The organism is Cohnella faecalis (assembly GCF_003570905.1).
Classification (GTDB): domain Bacteria; phylum Bacillota; class Bacilli; order Paenibacillales; family Paenibacillaceae; genus Cohnella; species Cohnella faecalis.
In genome coordinates this window covers 19755-38367 of the sequence record NZ_QXJM01000042.1, presented here as the reverse complement: position 1 = coordinate 38367, position 18613 = coordinate 19755, and the positions used below count along the sequence as shown (strand labels likewise).

Genomic DNA, 18613 nt, shown 5'->3' with positions numbered 1-18613 from the left:
CAATGTTGAAAATGATCATCGTGGACGACGAGCCGTTGATTCGGGAAGGCTTGAAAAGCATGCCGTGGGAACGATGGGGCTGCATGGTCGCTGGCGAAGCGGAGGACGGAGAAGACGGTCTGGCTCTCGTGGAGGAGACGCGACCCCACTTCATCATTACGGACATTCGGATGCCTGGGATGGATGGGCTCGTATTCTCCAAGACGGTCAAGGAGCGTTACCCGGAAGTTGAGATTCTGATGCTAACAGGCTACCAGGACTTTGAATACGCCAAAACCGCGATGCATATCGGTATCCGCGACCTGTTGCTGAAGCCGACGAAGTTCGACGAATTGGAGAAAGCCGTGCGGAAATTGATCGTGGACATCCGTGACCGGGAGATGTCCCGCCGCGAACACGATAGGCTGAGAGATCAAATGCGCTCGGCGCTGCCCCTGCTCAAAAACAAGCTGGTGCACGATTTGCTTCACGGATATTTGTACGCCCCTAATGTAATCAAGGATAGGTTGGCTTCGTTCGATATCCAAATCGGCCGCTATGCCGTAATGTCCATCCAAATCGATAACCGCCAGCTCTTCGAGACTGCTTACTCGGGCGAGGACAGGATGCTGTTCGAATACGCGGTCATGAATATTGCCGAGGAGACGGCCAAATCCATAGGCTTGCAGGCTGTAACCGATTACGATCACGACTTGTTCAGCATCGTTCTGTCTTATGGACCCGAATACTCGTTAGCCGATTGCGCGAAGGCTTCGATGAAGACCGGGATAGATATTCAGAGCTTTATACGCACCTATCTTCCTTTCACCGTTTCGATTGGGATTTCCGAGCCTTGGGAGAAGATCGAGAAGATCAATCAAGCCTATCTTCAGTCCATTGAAGCGCTGAATCATAATTTTTTTCTGGGAGACGATGCGCTTGTCCGCTTCCAAGATATCGCGTCGGAGAAGGAGACAGCTTATTTTTTCGAGGAGGAAGACAAGCAGGGGCTTATCAATGGCTTGCGGGCAGGGGATATTCGCAAAGTCCGCGAGACCGTCGAGCGGATGAAGCTGCGGATCGTGCAGAGTCCCGGCGTGAACATTCCGCATTTGAAAATTTCCTTGATGGAGCTGGCGTTTGGCTCGGTGCGGGCCATCGGGCAATTCAACCCCGGCATGCTCGAGCGGTTGATGCAAGCCGCTATGCCGTTATCTAGGCTGGAATCGATGGCAACGGTCGATCGTTTGTTTGACGAATGTATGCGCATGTTCGAAGATATTGCCGGTATCGTGGACGAATCCCGTCAATCCCGGTTCAGTTCGACGGTCGCCGAAGTTATGAAGCTGATCCAATACGACTATGGGGAGGATCTTTCCCTGGACATGTTGTCAGAGCAATTCAAGCTCAGCACCGCCTACCTTAGTCGACTGATTCGCAAGGAAACCGGAAACACGTTCATGGCAAACTTAACGGAGGTTCGATTGGAGCAAGCTAAGCGGCTATTGGAATCGGGCTCCAAGAAGGCTTCGGAGATTGCCGGGCTAGTCGGATACAAGGATTTCAGCTATTTCATTCAAGTTTTCAAGAAGCATACCGGGCTTACTCCGAATGAATATAAAGACCAGCGAACGGGCGAAGGAGGAACATTCTTGTGAAACTAGGCATGCACGCGTCGGCGTGGAAGGATTGGCGGGACGATAACGCCACTGCGGCGATTCGGGAAACGAAGAGACTCGGTTTGGATTTTGTGGAGATTCCTCTTACATCGCACGAGGGGCTTCGGGCTGTCGCCATAGCGAACAACCTGAAGGAGGCTGGACTGCAAGCGGTCACCTCGGCGCTGATCACGAATCAATCGTTCGATATTACTAGCGAGTTCAGCGAGAATCGAGCGGCCGGAATCGACTTTCTTAAAAAATGCGTGCGACTAACGAGTGAAATAGGGGCGGATTTTTTCGGCGGGGTTCTTTACGGGCCGCATATGAAATTGTCGACGGGGCGGCCGTCGGAAGAGCTTATGCATCGGGCGGCTTCCGGTTTGCGCGAGGTGGCGCATTATGCGAAGGAATTAGGAATTACATTGGGACTGGAGCCTATCAACCGATATGAAACGTGTCTAGTCAACACCTGCGAGCAAGCGCTTAAGCTGATACGCTTGATCGGCGAGCCGAATGTGAAGGTGCATCTTGACACGTACCACATGAATATCGAAGAAAAGAACGTATCGGGCGCTATCCGACAAGCCGGGAGTTTGCTGGGGCACATTCATCTGAACGAAAGCGATTGGGGAATCCCGGGCACCGCTCACACCGATTGGCAAGGAATTTTCGGCGCGTTGCAAGAAATAAATTATGCCGGATACGCTTCTCTGGAATGCGTGATCGAATTGGACGGGGGCTATGTTTGGCGGCAGCTTGCGCCGGATAACCGGACTCTCGCAGAGGAAGGAATAAGGTTTTTGAAAGGCATGAGGGATCAATACTTTCGTTCTTGAGGAGGAACCATCGATGCGAATTGGAGCAATTGAAGCAGGGGGAACGAAATTCGTTTGTGGAATCGGCACCGAAAGAGGAGAGATCGAAGATCGTGTCAGCTTTCCGACCGAACGTCCGGAAACAACGATTGCGAACGTAATCGCGTACTTCAAGGATAAGTCGGTTGATGCGATCGGAATCGGTACCTTCGGGCCGATTAATGTAAATCCGGGTAGCCCTCAATACGGCTCCATCACGACGACGCCGAAGCCGGGCTGGGCGGACTTTCCCTTCCTGGAGACACTGAAGCGGGAATTCGATGTTCCCTATGGCTGGGACACCGACGTGAATGCGGCTGCTCTTGGCGAGGCGACTTGGGGGGCGGCGCGCGGGCTCGACAACTGCGTCTATTACACAATCGGCACCGGAATCGGCGTAGGCGTCTACGCGGAAGGAAAGCTCGTTCACGGATTGGTGCATCCCGAAGGCGGTCACGTGCTGACCCGACGGCACAGCCAAGATGCATTTGAAGGAATTTGCCCTTACCATAGGGATTGTCTCGAAGGCATGGCGGCCGGCCCGGCGATCGAGAAGCGTTGGGGCGCCAAGGGCAGCGAGCTTTCTTCGGAGCATCCCGCATGGGATATCGAAGCTTTCTATATTGGGCAAGCTGTAACGGGCACGATTCTGCTGCTGTCTCCCCAAAAAGTCATTTTGGGCGGCGGAGTCATGCAACAAAAGCAGCTGTTTCCTCGGATTCGCTCCGAGGTGCTCAAAAATTTGAACGGTTACGTAAATACCTCGGACATTCTTGAGCATATCGATACGTATATCGTGCCTCCGGGACTAGGAGATAACGCCGGCCTGCTTGGATCCGTGGCGCTTGGAGTGCGCGCACTCTCCTAATTTCAGAACCAAGTATCTTCAATCGCTCCCGTGGTAGCAAGCTCGAATGATTGTGATATAATTCAATCAGAATGGGATGTATAATGTGACGGGACGGTGGGTTATCTGAATCAATTAAAGGAACTTCAGAAGCTAATTAAGCTCACAGGTGATCGCGCAAAGCTGGATGCCAAAGCTAACGAAACATACATTGTATACAAGACGGCTGCTGGTCAAATCGTAAAAGAATTCAGCAACGGAAATATTGTCCCTGTTACTGGTCCGGAAGATCCCCTATCAGTCGGAATCCCTTCCTCATTGGGTTGAACGTATTACGCAGCGTTTTGAGATACTGTAAAAGCAGCAAGCACGAAAGCATCCCCTCCAAGCGGGTAGTCCGCTCCGTGGGATGCTTTGTCATTTCTGCAGCTTGCATATGAGGGAACAGGGGAGAGCCCCTATTGACGAAAGCGTTTACGAATGTTATTATTTCATTGATAAAACGGTTTACCAACTAAAATCAACTTGAAAGGAAGAATTTCGTTGCGAGTAACGATCAAGGACGTGGCGCGGGCATGCGGAATATCGGCGGCTACGGTATCGCTTGTTCTAAATGACAGGGAGTGCCGCGTTTCCGAAGCGACCCGCGCGAAAATCCTTAAAACGGCGGCCGAGATGAATTACCGGCCTAATCATCTGGCGGTAGGTCTTGTGACGAAGAAAACCAAGACGATTGGTCTAATCGTACCGGATGTCGGAAACTTTCACTTCGCCGAGATGAGCAAAGCGATTGAGCAGGAATGCAGAAACAACGGCTATATCGTCATTTTAGGAAGCTATGGAAAATCTGACGAGCAAGCCTTCGCTTATTTTAAGGAATTTATCGATAAAGGCGTCGAAGGAATTATTTTCGCCAAGCCGATGCTTGTTGAGCTTTCCGAGACGGACCGGCAATGCTTTTCATTAGCGGAAAGCGCCAATGTACCCGTCGTTACATTCGAGCCCGTAGCGGTTAGCGCCAAGGTCGGAGTGGTAAGCTACGATTATGAGGCTGGCGGCTATTTAGCGACCAAACATTTGATCGACCTCGGTCACCGGCGTATCGGCTGTTTGACGGGACCGGGCAATATGATTTCCTCGATCGCCCGAACCGAGGGCTACAAGAAAGCGCTTGCGGAAGCCGATCTTCCTTTCGACCCATCCCTTCTTTATGAGGGAGATTTCGCCGTTCAGAGCGGGGCGGAAGCTTTGCCGCATTTGCTGGGCCAAGGAGTTACAGCGCTGTTTACGTTCAACGATATGATGGCGCTTGGCGTATACAAAGCCGCCCGCCAATACAAACTAAAAATTCCGACGGACCTGTCCATTGTCGGCTTCGACGATACTTTCCTTAATGAAATTTTGGAGGTTCCTTTGACGTCCGTCACTCATCCGGCCGATTGCCTGGGAGAAGAAAGCGCTAAGCGTATGCTAAGCCTGATTAACGGGGATTCGTCGTATGAAGGCAATCTGTTTCCTCCGACTCTTATGGTGAGAGCAAGCAGCGTTCGGCTCTCTCACTAAATTTTTTTGAAGTTTGGTAAAACGCTTTATCAAAAAGGAGGAATGCCGCATGAACGAAAATTACGCGGTCGAAATGATTGACATTTCCAAAGCGTTTTCCGGCGTTACCGTTCTGAATGGCGTCGATCTGAGACTGAAGAAAGGCTCCGTTCATGCGCTGGTCGGCGAGAATGGCGCGGGGAAATCGACGTTGATGAAAATTTTGACCGGCATGTACTCGGACTATGGAGGAACAATCGTGCTCGAAGGCACGGAAGTCCGATTCGGCAGCGAAAGGGAAGCTCTTCAAGCGGGCATCGCGATTGTGGCACAGGAGCTGACTCCGATTGCGGAGCTGACGATTGCGGAAAATATTTTTCTGGGACGGGAGCCGCAGACGAGAGTGAAAGGCGTCATCTCCTACCGCCGATTATTCGATCAGACGAAAGAGCTGATGACCAAGCTCGGTTTAAGCTACGATCCTCGAACGAAGATGAAGGAGCTAAGCGTTGCGGAAACTCAGATGGTCGAAATCATCAAAGCGATTTCCAGAAACAGCAAAATTATCGTCATGGACGAGCCTACATCCGCATTAACGAATGCGGAGACCGAGTATTTGTTCCGGCAGATCGACGCTTTGAAGGCGCAAGGCATCGCTATCGTGTTTATTTCGCATAAGTTCGACGAGATATTCCGCGTTTGCGATACCGTGACGGTGCTTCGGGACGGGAAATTTATCGGCACCCACCCGATCGGCGAGCTTACCCAAGACAAAATCGTGGCGATGATGGTTGGGCGGGAAATTACCGATATTTATCCGCCACTCGAAGAGCCGGGCGCTTCAATCGCTTTCGAAGTCAGTAATTTGACGCGCAAAGGAGAGTTCGAGGATGTCAGCTTCCGGGTGCGGCAAGGGGAGATCGTCGGAATCTCCGGTATTATGGGCGCGGGAAGAACGGAGGTCGCCCGCACGATTTTCGGTTTGGATCGGCCCGACTCGGGAAATTTTAACTTAATGGGACAGACGGTAACGATCCGCAGCCCGGAGCAAGCGATTCGGTTAGGCATAGCGATGGCTTCCGAGGACCGCAAAAACTTGGGCTTCGTCGGAGTAAGATCGATTAAGGACAATATTGCCCTGCCTAATATGGATATCTTCTCACGATGGGCTTTCATTCTAAGAAACAAGCTGAACGGCCGGGCTTCGGAAATTAGCGGATCGCTGGCGGTTAAAGCCACTTCCTTGGACATGCCGGTCAGCCAACTGAGCGGTGGAAACCAGCAAAAGGTCGTGCTCGCCAAATGGCTTGTCCGGGACATCAAGCTGCTCATACTCGACGAGCCGACGCGGGGCATCGATGTCGGAGCCAAAGCCGAAATTTATAAGCTGATGCGCGATCTGGCCCGCCAAGGCATTCCGATTATTATGATTTCCTCGGAGCTGCCCGAAGTGATCGGCATGAGCCACCGGGTGCTCGTTATGGCGGAAGGCCGCATTCAAGGGGAACTAAGCCGAGGCGAAGCGATGCAGGAGAACATTATGAAGCTGATCGTAAATGCGAAGAAGGATGCGTAGCGCAATCTTGTAAGCGTTCTATTTAAGGGGGATGACAGCATGGGCTTCAAATTCGGCAGTCAAGGAAACGCGATGACGGCGGACGCGTCCGGCAAAGGGAATTCCGTCGATTGGAAATTGCTCTACCGCAAGTACGGCATTTTGCTTATTTTTGTGGCGATCATGATTATTTCCGCCATTCTGAATCCGAACTTTCTGGAGCCGGCCAATCTTCTGAATATTTTGCGGCAAAATTCGGTTATCGCGATTATCGCGTGCGCTCAGACAATTCTGATCGTAAGCGGCATGATCGATTTGTCCGCGGGATTCGTTCTCACGCTGTCCGGCTGTTTGGCGTGCGGGGTCATGGTCAACACCGGATCGGTACCGCTCGCGCTCGGAACCGGAATTATTGTAGGCGGAGCGTGCGGCTGGGTTAACGGCTTCCTCGTTACGAGATTCGGATTGCAGCCGTTCATCGCTACGCTGGCGATGGCGAACGTGGCCAGCGGAATTACGCAAGTGTATACGGGCGGCAGCGCGATCTCGAAAATCGGCGATCTGAAATACGTCGGACAAGGCTATTTGGGCCTTGTGCCTTTGCCGATCGTCATCATGCTTCTCATCGTCGTGCTCACTTGGGTCATTATGAAATATACGAGATTCGGACTTTATATCTACGCAATCGGCGGCAACGAGAAAGCGACAGTCGCTTCGGGTATTCCGGTAAACCGCGCGAAGCGGAGAATTTTCGGTCTGAGCGGCTTGTTCGTCGGATTAGCCGGGGTCGTGCTGATGGCACGCCTGAATTCGGGGCAGCCTTCCGTCGGGGCGGGCTACGAGTTCGATGCGATTACGGCCGCCATCGTTGGCGGAACGAGCTTCAACGGTGGCGTTGGCAACGTATTCGGGACGCTGATCGGCGCTTTGATCGTCGGGATGATCAACAACATTTTGAATTTGATGAACGTATCGACGCAGTACCAGCTCATTATTAAAGGCGTGCTGATCGCTGCCGCGGTCATTATCGACCTGAGAACCAAATCTTCGCGTACCTAAAATCTCTCACAGGCATCTTAGAGGAGGTGAGGCCCGAAGAGACGCGCGCATTCGGGACTTATTCGCAGAGCAGAGGCAGGGTCGCTGGTCCAAACACAAACATCGGGAGGCTATTCGAATGAAAATGAGAAAAACGGCCGTTTGGCAAGTTGTAGCGATATTGATGATCACCATGCTCGTCATTGCGGGTTGCGGCAAAAACAATGAAGCCGGCAGCGGCGGTTCGAAATCGTTTACGATCGGGTTCGCCAACATTAACGACGTCTATCCTTATTGCGTCAAAGTTCGGGACTACATCAAAGAGATCGCGGGAGCGGAAGGCATAAAGGTGGTCGTGGCGAACGCGGCCGGAGACGTCAAGCAGCAAAACGACCAAATCGACAACTTCATCGTGCAAAAAGTGAATATGATCGCCGCAATTTCGGGAGATTTGGACGGCTCCGTTCCGGCAGTCGAGAACAGCCTGAATGCGAAAATTCCTTACGTATCGTTGCTGACGCACGTAAATACCGACGGATACGTTTACGTTGGCTCGGAGAATAAGCAAGCGGGCGAAGTTCAAGGCGAATATTTGGCCAAAGTGCTTCCGGAGAACGCCAAAGTACTCTACATGACCGGCCAGACGAACGATCAGCAATATATTGACCGCAAAGCGGGCTTGACCGCCAAGCTGTTCGACGTGCGCAAGGACGTTCAACTGCTGGCCGAGCAATCTTCGGACAACCAGAAAGATAAAGGCATGTCCTTGACGGAGGATTGGCTCCAATCGTACGGCAAATTCGACGCCATTATCGCGCAGAACGACGACTCGGCGCTCGGCGCCGTCGAAGCGCTGAAAGCGGCTAACCGGTTGGACGGCGTCATCGTTATCGGAATCGACGGCAGCGACGATGCGTTGGCTTCGATCGAAGCGGGCGAAATGACGATGACGGTATTCCAAGATGCGAAATCGCAAGCTCAAGCGATCGTTGATCTGGCCAAAAAGCTGAGAGACGGAGCGGAAGCTTCGAGTCTGGAAAACATCAATATTCCGTTTAAGGCGATTACGAAAGAAAATTTGAGCGAAGCGAAATAAACAGACAGAAGTCGGGATAGGGTGATTGGAATGCAAAGGCTTATCGTAAAAGGAAACCAAATCGCAACGTCGGACGGGAAGGAAGTAAAGCTTCGCGGGGCCAACATCGGCGCGTGGATGAATCTGGAGAACTTCCTGAACGGCTACCCCGGCTCGGAGAGCGCGCTGCGCAACGAGTTCGCGCTCAGGCTAGGCGAATCGGGGGCCGCCCATTTCTTCGAACGGTTGCTGTCCGGCATGTTCTCGGAGGAAGACGTCGTGTTTCTGAAGGCATGCGGGATGAACGTTCTGCGAATTCCGGTCAACTATCGTCATTTCGAGAGCGATCTTCAGCCATTCGTCTATCGCGAAGAGGGCTTCAAGCTTCTGGATCAGGCGTTGGAGTGGTGCGAGAAGCACGAGATGTATGCCATTCTCGACATGCATACCGCGCCGGGCTTCCAAAGTCCGGACTGGCATAGCGACAACTCCTCGCAAAGGGCGTATTTCTGGGAGCATATTCAATTCCAGGACCGGTTCATTACCCTCTGGGAGCACTTCGCAGCGAGATACAGAGGACGCGCCGTCATCGCAGGATTCGATCTTCTGAACGAACCTGTATCCAATGCGTCGTACGGACGTTTTCCCGCCCAATACCGCAGCGATTGGGACAAGATCAACGGTGTGTACCGGCGGGCGGTAGAGGCGATCCGAGCAATCGACGCCGAACGGATTCTCATACTCGAAGGAGATTACCTCGGTTTTTATTTCGAAGGCTTCGAAGCTCCGTTTGCCGAACATTTGGTGTACAGCAGTCATTTGTATCCTCCCCCGGCCGTCAAGGAGGGCCACTATCCCGGCGTGATCGACGGGGAAGAGTGGGATAAGGAAAAGCTGCGTCAAGCTTTCTTCGAATCGGAAGGAGCGCAGTTCGCCCGCAAGCATAACGTACCGTTGCTAGTGGGAGAATTCGGAGCATTGTATATTCACCCGGAGGAATTGGAATCCCGCAATCGCGCGCTCGGAGACATGATTGAGGCGTTCGAGGATTTTGGGGCCCATTGGACGGTGTGGACGTTCAAGGATATCGGCCATATGGGATTGCTCCAAATAGATCCGTCATCGGAATACGCCCGGATGATCGCCCCCTTGCTCCAGGTGGAATACGCTTTTAACCGGGACGACGGCTGGGGAAGACAGCAGGTAGCCGTTATGGCTGATCGAATGAAGGAAGCAATCGAAGACGCTGGAATCGACCGGGATCTGAACCGTTATTTCTTGGAGATGAGCGTCAGGGAAAATTATTTGCAAGTATTGCTGTTGCCGTCGTACGTCAAGCTTTTCGAAGGCCAAACGCCGGAACGAATAGAGAGCATACTCGAAGCCTTCCGCGAGGACCGTTGCCTGCGTCACGATTCTCTCGGGGTCGTCAAGCGATTTCTGAACTCATAGCCGAACAAGATTAGCAGTAGGGACGCTTCCCCGTCACCTTCGTTAAAGCCAACCGCTCATGGTTGGCTTTTTGGCGCGGGCGTGCCCAGAGGCACGCATCATCCAAGAGCACATGAACAGGCAACACCTAGTCGCTGAACTTCCGTTCTAGCAAGGCAGCTTGATCCGAAACACCGTCTCCACGTTCGGCGTACTGCTCATCTCTATGCTGCCTTGGTGGGCTTCGACGATATCCTTAACAATAGACAGACCAATTCCCAAACCTTCTCCCGTTCTTCCGCGGTCTACCCGGTAAAAGCGTTCGAAGATATGCGCCTGATGCTCCGGAGGAATACCTTTGCCCTTATCCATCACGGTGATATTGACGGATTGCTCGTCCGCTGACAGCCGAATGCCAAGATATCGTCCATCTTTCCCGTATCGGATCGCGTTATCGAGGAGATTGCGCAGCGCTCTTTCCATAAGCGGAGCATCGATAGCGTTCGCAATGTCCTCATTCGGCAAATCGACATCCAACACCACCTGATCACCGTCGAGGACCATAATATATTCGACAGCGATTTTGCGAATGATCTCGGACAAATTATGATTGACTAACTGAAGAGACAGACTATCCGCATCTTGACGGGAGATGTCCAGCATCTGATCAAGGAGCTTATCCATATATCTGCAACGTTGAAGAATGATTTTGGCTCGGGATTGAAGCTCGGTTTCGTCCTTATAGTTACCGGTGCGAATGATTTCGGCGCAACCGAGCATCGTCGTCAGAGGCGTGCGCAGATCGTGCGACAGATTGGACAGAAGGAGATTGCGATTGTTCTCGAACTGCTGAATCTCTGCGAATTGAGAGCGGATCCGAAGCGCCATAGAATTATAATGCTGCGTAAGCTGTCCAAGCTCGTCCTTGGATTTATCCTCCAACTTAATGACGGGAGAATCGCCCTGGATATTGAGTTGATTCAACGCTTTGTTCAGCTTGCGAATTCGTTTGTTAATTCGAGAGAAGATCCATAAGGCCAGCAAAAAAGGAATGGAAAACGACAGGACAAGCGGAACGACCAAAGTTAGCAACGATTTATGCGTGCGTACAAGAAAATACACCTCGCCTTGCTTCATCGCGGAGGAGGGAATACTGAGAAGCAAGAAATACGACTGTTCTCCGCTGGTTGCCTGCGTGAGGATATGAACATCATCCTCCGTTAAGTATCGCTCAGGCATATTTTGCATCATCCGTGCCAAATCCTTGAATGTATAGGTCGGATTGAGTCCCGCCGTATCATAGATAGACTGACCTTGGTCGTCCATCCATATCAATCGGATGTCGGGATGTTCCTCGTGCGCGAGGTCTAATGTTAGCTTCAGCGAGTCCCGACCGAGTGGAGATTGTTCCTCGATAGAATCCACGATGGATTGCGCGAGCGGATTCAATTGGAACAAGGCGTACCCTTTATTCGCGATCTTACCGATCCAGACGGATGTATAGCCGAACAGCACCATACTCATAGCGGCGCTAAGTACAAGCAGTAACCATAACTTGGTGCGCAGCTTCATGTTCCAACTCCCGTCAATCGGTAACCTACACCGCGAACCGTTTGAATTTCCCAAGTCGATTGCGCCCGTTCCAATTGTTTGCGCAGCCGGCTCATATATACGCTTAAGTTGTTATCGTCATACCGTTCGTGCTGCCAGACTTGCTGATAGATTTCCAGCTTCGTCATCACACGGTCGGGATTTTGCATGAAGAGCTGCATAAGTCCGCACTCCACCCATGTTAAAGAAATCTTCTCATTATAAACGAGCAACGTAAAATTATCGATGTCCAGAATCATATTGTTCAGACGAATAACTAGAGAAGAGTGACTTGACTTCGGATGTCGTCGGCGCAGAACGGCTTGGATGCGGGCCATTAACTCCATCGGGCTAAAGGGCTTCGTGATATAATCGTCAGCCCCGAGTCCAAGCGTGACGATCTTGTCTTGTTCTTGTCTTCTTGCACTAACTACGATGACCAGCGTGTCTAATTTGCGGTTGTGCAAGTAGCGCAGCACCTCGAAACCATCGCGATCACCCATCATGAGATCCAGAATGATGACATCCACATGCTCAGATTCCATCCGTTCAATCGCTTGATTTCCGGATTCGGCTTCCCGTGCATCCATCCCCGCTTGCTCGATATGGGTGCGGATCACTTCGCGAATTTGCGGATCATCGTCAACCACGAGAATTCGTTCCATTCTTTTTCATCACCGTCCAACATTATCGATTGGTTTCATCATAGCAAGAATACTCCTCCAGTTGTCAGTTCATTGTCGCATTTGTCCAATCTTTTAAGATTTCATTAAGAGTTTCTTGTAAATAGGGAAGCGGAAATCTTCTGGTATGGCGGACAGGGGGAGAAAGACGAGGGAGTTTTGCTCAAACCAGCTTCGTGGCAGCACTATGGCAGCAAGCAAAAAAGGCATCCGCAGAATGAAAGGATGCCTTTTGACTATAAACGCCCGCTCTTCGCAAGCCATATCTTCCGTTCATTCTGTATGGTACTAGCTTGTTTGGAAATAATACACTACGAAGCGGGATTTACACGATTAGCTTGCCGATATTTAAGCGGAGAAAGGCCGGTTATTTCCTTGAAAACACGGCCGAAATGCGTCAAATTTTCAAATCCCACTTTCTCTGCAACATCCGCCACCTTCATGCCTGTCTGGGTCAGCAGTACGCGCGCTTCTTTAATTCTGACGTTGTTCAAATATTCGGTAAAGGTAAATCCCGTGCTATCGCGAAACGACTTGCAGAAATAGGACGGACTTATAAAGAAGCGGCTGGAGATATCGCGAATCGTGTGCTGCTTATCGTAATTCCGATTTAAAAAATCTACGATATCAAATATTTTCCGATTAACGATGTTGTTTTCTTCCGAATAAGCCTTCGTTTGCGAGGATTCAAGGTGCCGATAGATGAAAATAAGCAGCTCGAACAGCAACGTCTTCAAATAAAATTCATAGCCGGGCGGCTGCTTGGTAAACTCCGAAATCATTTTGTCGAATAATTTTTCAATAAAGCTTTGCTCATAGCCGCTGAACGTCAGCATATGCCGATCCTTGAGAAAGCAGGAGAGAACGTCGAAGGAATGGTTGCCTGGGAAAATACCTTCAATAAACTCCCGTTTGAAGACGAGCGTAATACGTTCAAAGGTATCCCCGCTAAAGTTGACAAGCTTATGAATTTCATCGACATCAATGAGAAGCATAACGCCGCCAACAACCTGATACGCCTTATCGTTAATAAAATAACAAACATCGCCGGCTACCAGATAGAAGATTTCAAACCCGTTATGATAATGCTGCGTTGGCATGCTGGATTGATATTTTTTTTCTCGACTGATATCGAAGTTCTGCGCTTCATAAAAATTGGTTTCCATATGGAATCCCTCCCAAAGAAGCATCTGTGTCAACTATATTAACAGTAATTAATGTAGAAAATCAAGTAAAACAGCGAGGATATGTGCTTAAATTCATACTATTAACCGTTTATAATGAAAACCAGTTCGATAGATTCTTTTAGAAAAAAGGGAGGGCAACAGGGAAAACACGGGAACGGTGAACAGCAATGATTGCTTTATGTTAACTTTCATCTCATAATGTTGCCGGAATGTAAAATCTCATTCAAAACAGCGAAAAGGTGGGAAAGTCCCTTGACAAAACAATCACCGAAAAAAGTCGTCTCCTCACTGCTGCTAACATTGGTTATCGTGCTGCTGTTGTCAGCATGCTCCAGTAAATCGGGTACTAATAATGCCGCTTCTCCATCCACTACCGGCGAATTACCCGCTTCATCGGGCAACACAGAGAAGGTTGAAATAAACTGGGTCATGGCTGCGGACCCGGACAAAAAAGCTTGGCAGGATTCGGTCATTGCTTCTTTCGAAGCTTCGCACCCTAATATCAAGGTTCATCTTGAGAATATCCCCTACGATCAATTCGATCAGAAGCTGACAACGATGATCTCAAGCGGCAATGCACCTGACGTATGGAATCCGAACCAGGCGGATAGCGGCTTTGCGACTTACATGAGCATGGGCGCCATCAAGGATCTGACGCCTTATATCGAGAAAGGGGTTCCGGAGCTAGAGACCATGGATAAGGACTTGCTGAATATTTATCGGATTGACGGCAAATATTACGGCATTCCACTCGTCAGCAATGCAACGTACTTGTTCTATAATAAGGATTTGTTTGATGCAGCGAACATTCCATATCCAACTACGGACTGGGACGACAAGACATGGACTTACGACAAGATGCTCGAAATCGCCCAGAAGCTGACCCACGATGTAGGCGATATCCGCAAACAGGTTTTCGGCTTCTCCAGCAATCTCACCGCTAATGCAATGGCTTGGTCATTCGGCGGCGATTTCTTCAAACCTGAAGCCTACACGACAGGAGTTATGGGAGAGCCGGACCTCTCGAATCCGAAGAATGTAGAGGCTTTGCAATATAATCTCGATTTGATCGAGAAATACAAGGTCTCGCCGGATCAGCAGACTGTCGCTGCTTCCGCACAGCTCGGAGACGTATTCATGACGGGCAAGGTAGGCATGTTCATTAATGGAGGCTGGGGATTAGGCGCGTACGAAAAGGCCGATTTCAAATGGGGCGTTGCTGCAGTTCCTTACAAGGATGGACGCAAGGTTACGCTTTATGTCGACCCATGGAGCATCTCGGCCAGCAGCAAGCATCCGGACGAAGCTTGGGAGTTCGTACGGCACCTGGCTAACCCTGCCGAAGGCGGAGGCGCATACAAGTATATGAATGAAGTTGGCAGAACACCGGCCGATAGCAGCCTGTTTGAACTGTGGTATGAGAAAATTTCAAAGCAAATCAATATGGACAAGAACGATTTCAAACAGGTCCATGAAGGCTCCATTAAATACGGTCGTGAAGCCGAGAATCACTTGATCGTCAAGTTCAATACGATTCTGGAAACCATGAATCAAACGATGTCTTCCGTATGGAATGGCAGAAAAACACTAGATACAGGCTTGAAGGAAATGGATCAAAATCTCCGTTCGCTTAATTTGAAATAATCATTCTGCAAGGCCGTTAAATAATCAGCCGCTTGATGGTACGGCTGCGGCCATACCATCAAGCGGCTGTGGAAGGGGGAGACGAATGAAGCGGCGAATAACCTTGGAAAACAAACGGGAAGAACGCGCCTTCTGGCTGTTTATTCTGCCGTGGTTTATCGGCTTTTTATGTTTTACGGGAGGTCCGATTCTGGCCTCTTTACTGCTCAGCTTCACGGAATACAACGTAATTTCATCGCCAACGATAATAGGCTTGGACAATTTTAAGTCTCTGTTCCATGACCGTCTATTCTTCAAATCATTGTCGGTCACCCTGTACTACAGTGTATTGTCCGTTCCGTTTACGATTATTACTTCGTTGATCATTGCGGCACTGCTTAACCAGAAAGTGCGCGGCCAAACGATATTGCGAACTCTCTATTATGCTCCGAGCATCATCTCGGGGGTTGCTGTCTCTTTTCTCTGGTCTTGGCTTCTCAACCCGACTTTTGGAGTCGTTAATTCATTGCTCTACGACTGGTTCGGCATTGTGGGGCCAGCCTGGTTCACAGGTCCTGACACCGTAGTGCCTTCCATGGTGCTGATGCAATTAACAGCCTCAGGCGGCACGATGGTCATTTTTCTTGCTGCGATGCAGTCCTTGCCAACGGAGTTGTATGAGGCCGCTTCCATTGACGGCGCGAGAAAATGGCGAAAGTTTCTGCAAATCACACTGCCGCTGCTCTCGCCTGTCATCTTGTTCAATTCCATCATTGCCATGATTGCGGCGCTTCAAGTATTTACCGAGTCCTACGTCATCACCAAGGGAGGACCCGACTGGAACTCGTATTTCTATGTATACTACTTGTTCGATACAGCGTTCAAACAATTCCGGATGGGATACGCATCCGCGCAGGCGTGGATTCTATTTATTATTATTTTGTCGCTGACACTGATCTCTCTCTGGAGTTCAAAAAGGTTTGTCCATTATGAATATGACTCGAAGAGATAAGGGGGCCCTGCCGAATGAAACGAAAATCATTTGCGTATGGTGAACTCAAGCTCGTGGAGAAAGGTCTTCTCTATTTCGTTCTATACGGCGGGGTTATTCTATTCGTATTTCCGTTGTTCTGGATGCTGATCACCTCGCTTAAAACGCTTGGCGACATTCATAAACTACCTATGACATGGATTCCTTCTCCCATTCAATGGGGCAATTACAAGCAAATATTCATCGATGCGCCTATGGGGAAATTTCTGTGGAATTCAATCTGGTACACCTGCGTCTCTGTAGTCGGCATTATGATTGCTTCCTCGATGGCTGCATTTGCTTTCGCGCGCCTGCGAGCCAGAGGCAGTACTCTGCTTTTTGCCCTCGCGCTGAGCACCATGATGATCCCATCGCAAGTAACGCTCATTCCGCAGTATTTGCTATTTAACGAGATTCATTGGACAGGCTCCTACCTGCCTCTCGTCGTGCCGGCATTTACAGGCAGTGCCTTCATCATCTTCTTGCTGCGACAATTTTACCTGGGCATCTCGCGAGAGATGGATGAAGCCGTCAAGATTGACGGGGGAAGCCGGTTTACGCTCTATTGGCGAATTCTGCTCCCGCTGTCAGCGCCGGCGCTGGCCACCGCAGCGGTGTTGGAGCTGATGTCGCGGTGGAACGACTTGTTCGGTCCGTTGATTTATTTGAACGACAGCGCTCAATATCCGCTGTCGCTAGGACTCGCTAATTTTACTGCTGCCTATGGGCAAACGCCTTGGAATCTGCTTATGGCCGCTTCCATCGTTGCGGTAGCTCCTTTGCTTCTTATCTTTTTCTTTGCTCAGAAAGTATTCATTCAAGGCATTGTTGTCTCCGGCTCCAAGGGATAATTATCGTTAAATTTTGCTGTTGATTGAGCCGGATATCATCTATGCGCCAGCACCCACTCGGAGGAACTTAATATGAAATTTGATTATCATACCCATCACGAACGTTGCGGACATGCGAGCGGTTCTGTCCGAGATTATATCGAAGCCGCTTTGAATAATGGCTTGCACATTATTGGAATATCTGACCACACTCCGGCATTCGCTCTTGAAGAGGATCGCCCTTGGCCCGGAGGTGCAATGGCAAAAAGCGAGTTCCCGATTTATGTGAACGAAGTGCTTCAGCTCAAGCAAGATTATGCTGGACGCATTGAAGTTCTGTTAGGCATTGAAGCGGATTTCCTGCCGGACTCGCTGGATGTTTATCGCAGTGTCATCCACTCTTACCCTTTTGACTATGTCATCGGTTCCGTACATGATTTCGCAGGAATCGGTCTTTACAATGCAGACCATTGGACAAATTTGACTAGCCAAGGAAAGCTCGAACTCAAAAATCTCTATTATCAATATATTGCCCAATCCGCGAAATGTGGATTATACGATATTTTAGGCCATGTCGACGCGTTGAATCGATATTTTCCTGAATATTCGGATTTGCGCACGGAAGCTGCGGATGTGACGCTAAAGACGATCGCCGCAAGCGATGTAGTCATTGAAATCAATTCATCCGACAACAACTGGGTTCCAAACGAGGCTTTCCTGGAGAGAGCGCTGTACCACGGCGTTAAAGTTACTTTTGGTTCAGATGCGCATGAGCCGGAACAGACAGGACACGATTTCGAGAAAGTACAAAGCAGCCTGCGGGATATCGGATATCGAGAGTGGGCGACATTCCGTGGACGAAAAAGAACGATGGTAGAACTTCATGCACGGTAATGCTGATGCTGTGACTTTGAGCTTGAATCTCCGCATCTTCAAGATGCGACGGCTGCTAGAGAGGGGCCATCGCTATGCACAATCCTTGGGTCATTGACAATGTCCATATTTTAATCCGATTGCTCCTCGCCGTCATACTCGGCGGAGCCATCGGCTTTGAGCGAGAGCACCATAATCATCCTGCCGGTTTTCGAACTCATATTCTTGTTTGTATGGGCTCCACGCTCATTATGATGCTGTCCGTGTACGGTTTTGCAGAATTCGTAGGCGAGGCGAACGTTCGAATCGATCCAGCCAGACTTGCGACGGCTGTCATTACCGGGGTCGGGTTTTTAGGAGCGGGAACGATCCTTTTCACAGGAAAATCCATCACTGGACTGACCACTGCCGCATCCCTATGGGTTGTTGCCGCAATTGGGCTGGCCGTTGGGGCAGGTTTTAACTTCGCAGCGATAGCCGCCAGCGTAATCGTGCTGATCAATTTGTGGGTATTCAATAAAATCGAGCAGCGTTTCCTGAAAAGAAGGAAAACAAGGGTGCTCATTATTCAGGCGTCGACAAGAGATCAGCTTCTTGACCAGGTGTGCGATCAATTAACGAATAAAGCGATTATTACGAGAGACATGCGCTGGGCGAATACGAAATCCGAATTAACCGATCAAAGACAAACCGAGCTGCACTTGAAAATCGACGTCCCCAAATCCATCGAAATTAGCAAAATGATTGCCGACCTGCGGCGGATCGATGGGGTATTTGCCATCTCCATCGAATAATATGGAACGGATGTGGACAGC

17 protein-coding genes are annotated in these 18613 nt (G+C 50.1%); 14 read left to right on the top strand and 3 right to left on the bottom strand.

Going from position 1 to position 18613, the window contains the following annotated elements; genetic code table 11:
* Window positions 1-2 precede the first annotated feature (2 nt).
* The 9 genes from D3H35_RS25525 (at window position 3) to D3H35_RS25485 (ending at window position 10003) form a co-directional block, all read left to right on the top strand.
* Entirely contained in the window at window positions 3-1637 is a 1635-nt protein-coding gene (locus D3H35_RS25525) for a response regulator (protein ID WP_119151986.1), read from the top strand.
* A complete protein-coding gene (locus tag D3H35_RS25520) occupies window positions 1634-2476 on the top strand; it encodes a sugar phosphate isomerase/epimerase family protein (RefSeq protein WP_119151985.1) in 843 nt (280 codons plus the stop codon). Before D3H35_RS25525 ends, D3H35_RS25520 begins: the two co-directional genes overlap by 4 nt.
* Window positions 2477-2489: 13 nt before the next feature.
* Complete coding sequence (locus D3H35_RS25515) at window positions 2490-3362, top strand: ROK family protein (RefSeq protein WP_119151984.1); 873 nt, start codon at window positions 2490-2492, stop codon at window positions 3360-3362.
* Between the two features lie 105 nt (window positions 3363-3467).
* Entirely contained in the window at window positions 3468-3668 is a 201-nt protein-coding gene (locus D3H35_RS32960; protein WP_119152046.1) for a hypothetical protein, read from the top strand.
* Window positions 3669-3884: 216 nt separating this feature from the next.
* Complete coding sequence (locus tag D3H35_RS25505; RefSeq protein WP_147355945.1) at window positions 3885-4904, top strand: LacI family DNA-binding transcriptional regulator; 1020 nt, start codon at window positions 3885-3887, stop codon at window positions 4902-4904.
* 49 nt (window positions 4905-4953) lie between these two features.
* Entirely contained in the window at window positions 4954-6459 is a 1506-nt protein-coding gene (locus tag D3H35_RS25500) for a sugar ABC transporter ATP-binding protein (protein WP_119151982.1), read from the top strand.
* 39 nt (window positions 6460-6498) lie between these two features.
* Window positions 6499-7497 (top strand): ABC transporter permease, encoded by a 999-nt coding sequence (locus D3H35_RS25495; protein ID WP_199728609.1) that lies wholly within the window; start codon window positions 6499-6501, stop codon window positions 7495-7497.
* A 118-nt stretch (window positions 7498-7615) separates the two neighbouring features.
* Window positions 7616-8572: a sugar ABC transporter substrate-binding protein gene (locus tag D3H35_RS25490; RefSeq protein ID WP_119151981.1), complete on the top strand. Its 957-nt coding sequence runs from the start codon at window positions 7616-7618 to the stop codon at window positions 8570-8572.
* A gap of 30 nt (window positions 8573-8602) precedes the next feature.
* A complete protein-coding gene (locus D3H35_RS25485) occupies window positions 8603-10003 on the top strand; it encodes a glycoside hydrolase family 5 protein (RefSeq protein WP_119151980.1) in 1401 nt (466 codons plus the stop codon).
* 147 nt (window positions 10004-10150) lie between these two features.
* On the opposite strand, the gene D3H35_RS25480 is transcribed toward D3H35_RS25485, so the two are convergent.
* The 3 genes from D3H35_RS25480 to D3H35_RS25465 form a co-directional block, all read right to left on the bottom strand.
* Window positions 10151-11554 (bottom strand): sensor histidine kinase, encoded by a 1404-nt coding sequence (locus D3H35_RS25480; RefSeq protein ID WP_119151979.1) that lies wholly within the window; start codon window positions 11552-11554, stop codon window positions 10151-10153.
* Window positions 11551-12237: a response regulator transcription factor gene (locus tag D3H35_RS25475; RefSeq protein ID WP_119151978.1), complete on the bottom strand. Its 687-nt coding sequence runs from the start codon at window positions 12235-12237 to the stop codon at window positions 11551-11553. Before D3H35_RS25475 ends, D3H35_RS25480 begins: the two co-directional genes overlap by 4 nt.
* A gap of 329 nt (window positions 12238-12566) precedes the next feature.
* On the bottom strand, window positions 12567-13421 hold the full coding sequence (locus D3H35_RS25465; protein WP_158594266.1) for a helix-turn-helix domain-containing protein: 855 nt from the start codon (window positions 13419-13421) through the stop codon (window positions 12567-12569).
* A gap of 273 nt (window positions 13422-13694) precedes the next feature.
* Between D3H35_RS25465 and D3H35_RS25460 the strand changes: the two genes are divergently transcribed.
* The 5 genes from D3H35_RS25460 (at window position 13695) to D3H35_RS25440 (ending at window position 18592) form a co-directional block, all read left to right on the top strand.
* Window positions 13695-15086 (top strand): ABC transporter substrate-binding protein, encoded by a 1392-nt coding sequence (locus D3H35_RS25460; RefSeq protein ID WP_158594265.1) that lies wholly within the window; start codon window positions 13695-13697, stop codon window positions 15084-15086.
* A gap of 85 nt (window positions 15087-15171) precedes the next feature.
* Window positions 15172-16077, top strand: coding sequence for a carbohydrate ABC transporter permease (locus D3H35_RS25455; protein ID WP_119151974.1), 906 nt, complete (start codon window positions 15172-15174; stop codon window positions 16075-16077).
* Window positions 16078-16091: 14 nt separating this feature from the next.
* Window positions 16092-16946, top strand: a complete 855-nt coding sequence (locus tag D3H35_RS25450; RefSeq protein ID WP_233568162.1) for a carbohydrate ABC transporter permease — start codon at window positions 16092-16094, stop codon at window positions 16944-16946.
* A gap of 72 nt (window positions 16947-17018) precedes the next feature.
* Entirely contained in the window at window positions 17019-17819 is an 801-nt protein-coding gene (locus D3H35_RS25445) for a histidinol-phosphatase HisJ family protein (RefSeq protein WP_119151972.1), read from the top strand.
* A gap of 74 nt (window positions 17820-17893) precedes the next feature.
* Window positions 17894-18592: an MgtC/SapB family protein gene (locus D3H35_RS25440; protein ID WP_119151971.1), complete on the top strand. Its 699-nt coding sequence runs from the start codon at window positions 17894-17896 to the stop codon at window positions 18590-18592.
* Window positions 18593-18613: the final 21 nt, after the last annotated feature.